Origin of the sequence: Methylorubrum aminovorans, assembly GCF_022179725.1 — a bacterium.
In the GTDB taxonomy this organism is placed as follows: Bacteria; Pseudomonadota; Alphaproteobacteria; order Rhizobiales; family Beijerinckiaceae; genus Methylobacterium; species Methylobacterium aminovorans.
The window spans coordinates 1-1,692 of sequence record NZ_BPRC01000077.1; the positions used below are offsets into that span (position 1 = coordinate 1).

Sequence of the window (1,692 nt, forward strand, 5' to 3'; positions counted from 1 at the left end):
AGGGGTTCATCCGCACTTTCGATGCTTCGGGGTGTCTCGGGCGTTAATCCGCGTGGTGGCCCGAGGGCAGCGCGATGCCAATCTCGAACCCGTCGATGCCGTCGGTCCCGGACGGCCTGCACATCGAGGATCTGACGCTGGATGGAACGGCGCTGCTGATTACCGCCCGGACCACGGCGGCCCAAGCCTCCTGTCGGGTTTGCGGGCGTGCTTCGACGCGGGTGCACAGCACGTATTGGCGGACGTTCGTGGACCTGCCCTGGCAGGACCGGGCGGTGACGTGGCGGGTACAGGTGCGCCGCTTCCGCTGCAGCCATTGCCCGGGTCGGATCTTCGCCGAACGCGTGCCGGGGCTGGGCGCGCGCAAGGCGCGCCGCAGCGACCGATTGGCCGAGGCGCAAACCGATATCGGCATGGTGCTGGGCGGGGAGCCCGGCGCGCGGTTGTCGCGGCGGCTGGCCATGCCGGTCAGCGGCGACACGGTCCTGCGCCTGATCCGCCGCCGCGGGACCGTGCCGTCCGCGCCGCCGCGCGTAGTCGGCATCGACGACTGGGCCTGGCGGCGCGGCCGGTCTTACGGCACCATCGTGTGCGACCTGGAACGGCAGCGCGTCATCGACCTGTTGCCCGGCCGCTCATCGGCGCCGGTGCGGGACTGGCTGGCCGCCCATCCGAGCGTGACCGTCATCAGCCGTGACCGCTCGGGACCCTACGCCGAGGCCGCGCGCACGGGAGCGCCGGCGGCGACGCAGGTCGCGGATCGCTGGCATCTGCTCGTCAACGCGTCCGAGGCGTTGCGCGGTATCGTCGAACGGCACCAGCCTCAGATCCGGGACGTGGTCCACCGCGGCATGCACGATCGCTCTGCCTCCCCTGACCTGACGGAGACCGCACCCACGCCAGAGGTAAACAGCCGGCGACGCGACCGCTGCGAGACAGCCCTGTGCCTCCACGGCGAAGGTCTGTCGACCAAGGAGATCGCTCGCCGTATCGGTGCGTCCCGCAACGCTGTGCGCCGCTGGCTCCGGGCGGGCCGGTTCATGCCCTACCGTCGAGCCTTAGGTCCGAGCCGGCTCGACCGCCATCTCCCCTTCGTCGAGACGCGCTGGCAGGAGGGCCAGCACAGCGCCACCGTCCTTCACCGCGAGTTGCGCGCGCAGGGCTTCATCGGCAGCTACGACATCGTCCGACGCTGGGCTGCGCGACGGAGGCAGGGTGCGCCGGCCCGACCGCCGGCCGCCCGGATCCCCTCGACGCGCCGCATCACCCACTGGCTCACCTGCGACCCGACCACGCTGTCACGGGAGGATCGCGCCTTCGCCGACGCGCTCTGCATCGCCGCGCCGAAGCTGAAGCAAGCCGCCGAGGATGTACGCGCCTTCGCCGACCTCCTGCGCCAAAACGATCCTACCGGACTGACGCCATGGCTGGAGGCTGCAGCCGCAACCGATCTCGGCGGTTTCGTCGCCGGGCTCCGGCAGGACGAGGCAGCCGTGCGCGCAGCCATCGTCGAACCCTGGAGCAACGGCCCGGTCGAGGGGCAGGTCAACCGCCTCAAGCTGATCAAGCGTAGCATGTACGGCCGAGCCAAGTTCGATCTGCTGCGCCAGCGCGTCCTGCATGTCGCATGAACCGAGACCGGCAGAGCTTCGGCAAACGATAGCCCAAAAGCACCGAAAGTGCGGATGAACC

The 1,692-nt window shown here is 70.3% G+C and carries 1 protein-coding gene; it reads left to right on the forward strand.

Translation table 11 applies throughout. The features are described from left to right. Nucleotides 1-95 precede the first annotated feature (95 nt). Nucleotides 96-1,631 carry an ISL3 family transposase gene (locus MFF24_RS28545; RefSeq protein WP_238229208.1) on the forward strand — a complete coding sequence of 512 codons (1,536 nt, stop codon included), beginning with the start codon at nt 96-98 and terminating at the stop codon, nt 1,629-1,631. The last annotated feature ends 61 nt before the right edge of the window (nt 1,632-1,692 follow it).